Below are 6,634 nucleotides of genomic sequence, written 5' to 3' on the forward strand. Positions count from 1 at the left end.
CACCTGTTGCCCCCGCCTGTCACGCCCCCTCCTTCAGCACCCGGGAGATCAGCTTCCGCTGCTCCTCGGTCAGCCGGGGGTCCGCGCAGTACACCGTCTTGCCGTCCACCGTGATCTGGTAGCCGAAGCCGTCCGGAACGCCGATCGGCGGAGTGCTCCGTCCGGCGGCGAACGCCTTCTCGGCCAGGGCGTGCCATTCGGGGGCATCGGGGCGGCCGGAGGTGTCCACCTCGGCATGCCGTTCGATGCCCGCGAACCCGCCCGTGCGCCTCACCTGAATCCGCATGGCACCTGTCTAGTACGGAACTACAGGGTCCGCACCCCGACCTGCTCCCAGGCCTTCGACACGGCGTCCAGCTCCTCCCCGTCGCCGAACCGCTCCCGCGCGGCCTTGACGGTGAGCGTGGCGAAGTCGGCGAACATCGCCTGCTGCTTCAGCTCGCCGCCGGTCAGCACGTCGTACCAGACCTGTCCCGCGCGTTCCCAGGCGTGGCCGCCGAGGGCCGTGGCCGCCAGGTAGAAGGCGTGGTTCGGGATGCCCGAGTTGATGTGGACACCGCCGTTGTCGCGGCCGGTGCGGACGAAGTCGTCCATCGTGGCCGGCTGCGGGTCCTTGCCCAGGACGTCGTCGTCGTACGCCGTGCCCGGCTCCTTCATGGAGCGCAGCGCCTTGCCCGTCACCCGTGGGGCGAGCAGGCCCGCGCCGATCAGCCAGTCCGCCTCGGCGGCGGTCTGGCCCAGCGTGTACTGCTTGATGAGCGAGCCGAAGACGTCCGACAGGGACTCGTTCAGCGCGCCGGGCTGACCGAAGTAGGTGAGGTTGGCCGTGTACTGGGTGACGCCGTGGACCAGTTCGTGGCCGATGACGTCGATCGGGATGGTGAAGTCGAGGAAGATCTCGCCGTCCCCGTCGCCGAAGACCATCTGCTCGCCGTTCCAGAAGGCGTTGTTGTAGTCGCGGTCGTAGTGCACGGTCGCGTTCAGGGGCAGGCCGCCGCCGTCGATGGAGTCGCGCTGGTACGCCCGCCAGAGCAGCTCGAAGGTGGCGCCGAGGCCCGCGTAGGCGCGGTTGACGGTGGCGTCCTTGCCGGGCTTGTCGCCCTCGCCGCGGACCTTGTGGCCGGGCAGGTCGGTGCCGTGCCGGGCGTCGTGGATGGTCCGCTGCGGCTTGCCGTCGGCGACCCCGGTGACGGCGGTCGCGCCGATGACCGTGGTGAGGCGGCGCTGGGTGCGCTCGAAGGCGTCGCGCTGCAGCGTGCGGCGGGCGGGCCCGGCGAGCGCGGGGTCCTCGGCCTGGGCGAGCTTGTCGAGGACATGCGGTGGAACGATGGTGCAGAAGACGGGCTCGAAGCCCCCGTGAGTCGTCATGCCCGGCACCCTTGCACTGCGTGACGGAGCTGTCACTAGTCGCCACCATGATTGGTGAAATACCGGGACAAGGGCCTTCACCCTCCGTGGCGAAGTGGTATAGCGCACTTTTTGTCCCGTATGTGCGCCCGGTCCCGCATACTGATACGGACCCGCGCACCCGGAGGGCCTCGGCTAGCATGCTGCGCATCATGCGTTTCGGGCTGCTTCTCCTTAGCTGCCGCGGCGAGGGCCTGTAGTCGAGGCCGACTCCCTCCCCGCGGAGCTTGGTGCTGCGTCGTCGGCCGTCCTTCCGGACACTCTGAGGAGCCCCCGCATCATGGCGAACCGCCAGCAGCCCAGTTCCATGCCGATCCACAAGTACGGCCGCTACGAGCAGGTCGACATCCCGGACCGCACCTGGCCGAACAACCGCATCACCGCCGCCCCCCGCTGGCTCTCCACCGACCTGCGTGACGGCAACCAGGCCCTGATCGACCCCATGTCGCCCGCCCGCAAGCGCGCGATGTTCGACCTGCTGGTCAAGATGGGCTACAAGGAGATCGAGGTCGGCTTCCCGGCCTCCGGCCAGACCGACTTCGACTTCGTGCGCTCCATCATCGAAGAGCCCGGGGCCATCCCCGACGACGTCACCATCTCCGTACTGACCCAGGCCCGCGAGGACCTGATCGAGCGCACGGTGGAGTCCCTGAAGGGCGCCAAGCGCGCGACCGTCCACCTCTACAACGCCACCGCCCCCGTCTTCCGCCGGGTCGTCTTCCGGGGCTCCAAGGACGACATCAAGCAGATCGCCGTCGACGGCACGCGGCTGGTCATGGAGTACGCGGAGAAGCTGCTGGGCCCGGAGACGGAGTTCGGCTACCAGTACTCGCCGGAGATCTTCACCGACACCGAGCTGGACTTCGCGCTGGAGGTCTGCGAGGCGGTCATGGACGTCTGGCAGCCCGGCCCGGGCCGCGAGATCATCCTCAACCTGCCCGCCACGGTGGAGCGTTCGACCCCGTCGACCCACGCGGACCGCTTCGAGTGGATGGGCCGCAACCTCTCCCGCCGCGAGCACGTCTGCCTGTCCGTCCACCCCCACAACGACCGCGGCACGGCCGTCGCCGCAGCCGAGCTGGCCCTGATGGCCGGTGCCGACCGCGTCGAGGGCTGCCTGTTCGGCCAGGGCGAGCGCACCGGCAACGTCGACCTGGTCACCCTGGGCATGAACCTCTTCTCGCAGGGCGTCGACCCGCAGATCGACTTCTCCGACATCGACGAGATCCGTCGCACGTGGGAGTACTGCAACCAGATGGAGGTCCACCCGCGCCACCCGTACGTGGGCGACCTGGTCTACACGTCCTTCTCCGGCTCCCACCAGGACGCCATCAAGAAGGGCTTCGACGCCATGGAGGCCGACGCGAAGGCCAAGGGCGTCACCGTCGACGACATCGAGTGGGCCGTCCCGTACCTGCCGATCGACCCCAAGGACGTCGGCCGCTCCTACGAGGCGGTCATCCGGGTCAACTCGCAGTCCGGCAAGGGCGGCATCGCGTACGTCCTGAAGAACGACCACAAGCTGGAACTGCCCCGCCGGATGCAGATCGAGTTCTCGAAGATCATCCAGGCGAAGACGGACGCCGAGGGCGGCGAGGTCACGCCGAAGGACATCTGGGCCGTCTTCCAGGACGAGTACCTGCCCAACCCCGAGAACCCGTGGGGCCGGATCCAGGTCAAGAACAACCAGTCGACGACCGACACCGACGGCGTGGACACGCTGACGGTGGAGGCCACGGTCGACGGCCAGGACACCGTCCTGTCCGGTTCCGGCAACGGCCCGATCTCGGCCTTCTTCGACGCGCTCCAGTCCGTCGGCATCGACGTACGCCTGCTGGACTACCAGGAGCACACGATGAGCGAGGGCGCCTCCGCGCAGGCCGCCTCCTACATCGAGTGCGCGATCGACGACAAGGTCCTGTGGGGGATCGGAATCGACGCGAACACCACGCGGGCCTCGCTGAAGGCGGTCGTCTCGGCCGTCAACCGGGCGACGCGCTGACCTGTCCCGACGAGGGTTCAGGGGCTCCGTCCGCCGTTGTCCGGCGGGCGGAGCCCCGTCGCATACCGGCCAATCCCTGTGAGGGTCACGGAAAGGTCTCCTCCGGGGTACTGACTCCTCCTCACGGATGTGGCTAACATCACGCAAGCGCGGCGACGCTGCCGTGCGGCGTGACGGAGGTGCGACGTGCTGCCAGGACGGGGACGAAACGGCCATGCCGCCAGGTTTTCGAGCATCCTGGGCACCCGTACCGCGTGGACGCCCGCCGGTGACGGGGAGTTCTTCTGCCCCGGCTGCGGCGGCGACCGCAACTACCAGCGGCTGACCGGACAACGCCGCTTCACCCTGCTCGGCCTGCCCGTGCTGCCGCGCGGTGAGACCGGCCCGGTCGTGGAGTGCGCCGCCTGCCGCCGCCACTTCGGCACGGACGTCCTCGACCATCCGACCACCACCCGCTTCTCCGCGATGCTCCGCGACGCCGTGCACACCGTCGCCCTCGCCGTGCTGGCCGCGGGCGGCGCCGGTTCCCGTCCGGCGCTGGAGGCCGCGGTGCTCGCCGTGCGCGCGGCCGGCTTCGACGACTGCACGGAGGAACAGCTGGCCGCCCTCGTGGAGGCGCTGGAGGCGGACACCGGCCGGATCACCGGGGAGCCCTGCGGTGCGGGGCTGGCCATAGAGCTGCACGAGGCGCTGGACCCGCTCGCCCCGCACCTCGCCACGGTCGGCCGCGAATCGATCCTGCTCCAGGGGGCCCGTATCGCCCTGGCGGACGGGCCGTACACGCCCGCCGAGCGGGACGTGCTCGCGACGGTGGGGGCGGCGCTCACCATCTGCTCGGACGACGTGACACGGGTGCTGGCGGAGGCGGCACGGACGCCGTCGTAGGGCAGCGCCCCTGCCGGGCACTCCCCGGCGTCGCTCCCCGGGCGTTACTCCCCGGGGAGTAATCCGCCGCCCGTACCGCCCTCCGCAGTAACCCCCGACTCGGCCTCGGGTCCGACGCATCGGCCCCCGCGCGCCGGGAGTCTGGAGACCGTTCCAGACACCCGGACCGGAGGGAGCCCGAACAGTGGGGGACACAAGGAAAACCGCACGGCGGCGAACCGTGCCCTGGGTGGTGGTCGGGCTGTGGCTCGCCGCCCTCGTGCTGGTCGGGCCGCTCGCCGGGAAGTTCGCCGGCATCCAGCAGAACCGCGCCGTCGACTACCTGCCCGACAGCGCCGACTCCACGCAGGTCGCGCGGATCCAGGACCGGCTGCCGGGAGGCGAGTCCACCGACCTGGTGCTCGTGTACCACCGGGACGGCGGTCTGACCGACGCCGACCGGCGCACGGCCGCCGAGCAGGTCGCCGAGGTGCGCGGCGCCTACGACCTGACCGGCGAGCCGCACGGCGTGCCGTCCGAGGACGGCACCACCCTGATGTACCCGGTGTCCAGCACCCAGCCCGGCCAGGACGAGGAGGCCCGGAACGCCTTCGTGGACGGCGTGCGGGAGATCGCCGAGGGCAGCGGCGGGCTGAGCGTCGAGGTCGGCGGGCCCGGGGCGTTGAACACCGACATGAGCAAGGTGTTCGAGACGATCGACGGCACCCTGCTCTTGGCCACGCTCGCCGTAGTCACCGTCCTGCTGATCCTGATCTACCGCAGCCCGTTCCTGTGGCTGGTGCCGCTCGCCGTCGCGGGCGTCGCCGCCGCCGTGTCGATGGCCGCCGGGTACGGGCTCCACGAACTGTTCGACGTCACCGTCACCGGCCAGAGCGGCGGCGTGATGACCGTGCTCGTCCTCGGCGCCGGCACCGACTACGCGCTGCTGCTCATCTCCCGCTACCGCGAGGAACTGCGGCGCCACGAGCGGCCGTACGACGCCATGAGCGCCGCCCTGCGCGGCTGCGGACCGGCGATCCTCGCCTCCTCCGGGACCGTCGGGGCCGGGCTGCTGTGCCTGCTCGCCGCCGACCTCAACAGCAGCAGCGGCATGGGACCGGTCGGCATGGTCGGGGTGCTCGCCGCGCTGGTCGCCATGACGACCCTGCTGCCCGCCGTGCTGGTGCTGCTCGGGCGGCGGGTCTTCTGGCCGCTGATCCCCGCGTTCGGCAGCGAGCCTAGGGCGCGCCGGTCGCTGTTCGCCGCGATGGGGACCTCGGCGACGCGCAGGCCCGTCACCGTGCTCGTCGGTGGGGCCGCGCTGCTCGGTGCGCTGGCGCTCGGCACGCTGAATCTGTCCGGGAGCATCAAGCAGGAGGACTCCTTCACGGAGCGGCCCGAGTCGATCGCCGCGATGCGGACGCTGGCGCGGGAGTATCCGGAGCGCAGCAGCCGGCCGGTGACGGTCATCGCCCCCGACGAGCGGGCCGGCACGGCTGTGGAGCGGGCCCGTGCGACCGACGGTGTCGCCGAGGTGGTTGCCGGGCGCAGTGGCTCGGGGTGGACCGAGATCGCGGTCTTCACGACCGCCTCGCCCGAGACTCCGGCCGAGACCCGGACCATCGAGGCCCTGCGGGCCCGGCTCGACCCCGCGGGCGCCTATGTCGGTGGTCCCAGCGCGCAGCAGATCGACCTGGCCGACAGCGAGTCCCGGGACCGGAAGGTGATCGTGCCGCTGGTGCTGGGGGCCGTGTTCGTCATCCTCGTCGGGCTGTTGCGCAGTCTCGTCGCGCCGTTGCTGCTGTTGGCGGCGGTGGTGGCCGTGTGGGGTGCGGCGCTCGGCATCGGGGGGCTGGTGTTCGAGCCGGTGTTCGGCTTCGGCGGTACGGATCCCGGGCTGGGGCTGCTGTCGTTCGTGTTCCTGGTCGCGCTCGGTGTGGATTACGGGATCTTCCTGATGCACCGGATGCGGGAGGAGTCCGTGAAGGGCGTCGAGCCGGAGGCGGCCGCGCTCACCGCGTTGCGTACGACCGGTGGGGTCATCGCCTCCGCGGGTGTGGTGCTCGCGGCGACCTTCGCCGTGCTGACGACGTTGCCGATGGTCGGGCTCGTCGAGCTCGGATTCGTCATCGCGGTGGGGGTGCTGCTCGATACGTTCCTGGTGCGGACGTATCTGGTGACGACGGCGAGTGTGCTGTTGCGGCGGCGGGTTTGGTGGCCGGGACGGCTGTCGCGCGCACCGGAACCGCCCGCTGTTGCCGAGCGGGGGCGGGTTCGCAGCCCGGCGTAGCGGGGTGCCTCCCCCGAGCTCTCGGCTTCGCTCGAGCAGGGGGGTACCCCCATCGCCCACCCGTGCCGCCC

Annotated in this window: 5 protein-coding genes; 3 read left to right on the forward strand and 2 right to left on the reverse strand. The window is 70.9% G+C overall.

The window, feature by feature from the left end:
* Nucleotides 1-19 precede the first annotated feature (19 nt).
* Together GTY47_RS38070 and GTY47_RS38075 are read right to left on the reverse strand one after the other, a co-directional pair.
* The gene (locus tag GTY47_RS38070; RefSeq protein ID WP_010042100.1) at nucleotides 20-286 is read right to left on the reverse strand and encodes a protealysin inhibitor emfourin; all 267 of its coding nucleotides are present in this window, start codon (nucleotides 284-286) and stop codon (nucleotides 20-22) included.
* Nucleotides 287-306: 20 nt separating this feature from the next.
* On the reverse strand, nucleotides 307-1,368 hold the full coding sequence (locus tag GTY47_RS38075; protein ID WP_029181328.1) for a M4 family metallopeptidase: 1,062 nt from the start codon (nucleotides 1,366-1,368) through the stop codon (nucleotides 307-309).
* Between the two features lie 319 nt (nucleotides 1,369-1,687).
* On the opposite strand from GTY47_RS38075, the gene leuA reads away from it, so the two are divergent.
* The 3 genes from leuA (at nucleotide 1,688) to GTY47_RS38090 (ending at nucleotide 6,563) form a co-directional block, all read left to right on the forward strand.
* Nucleotides 1,688-3,409 carry a 2-isopropylmalate synthase gene (gene leuA / locus GTY47_RS38080; protein ID WP_010042103.1) on the forward strand — a complete coding sequence of 574 codons (1,722 nt, stop codon included), beginning with the start codon at nucleotides 1,688-1,690 and terminating at the stop codon, nucleotides 3,407-3,409.
* 186 nt (nucleotides 3,410-3,595) lie between these two features.
* Entirely contained in the window at nucleotides 3,596-4,294 is a 699-nt protein-coding gene (locus GTY47_RS38085; RefSeq protein ID WP_010042104.1) for a TerB family tellurite resistance protein, read from the forward strand.
* A gap of 184 nt (nucleotides 4,295-4,478) precedes the next feature.
* Nucleotides 4,479-6,563 (forward strand): MMPL family transporter, encoded by a 2,085-nt coding sequence (locus tag GTY47_RS38090; RefSeq protein WP_040903437.1) that lies wholly within the window; start codon nucleotides 4,479-4,481, stop codon nucleotides 6,561-6,563.
* The last annotated feature ends 71 nt before the right edge of the window (nucleotides 6,564-6,634 follow it).

Origin of the sequence: Streptomyces sp. SID5464, assembly GCF_009862985.1 — a bacterium.
Lineage (GTDB): Bacteria > Actinomycetota > Actinomycetes > Streptomycetales > Streptomycetaceae > Streptomyces > Streptomyces chartreusis_D.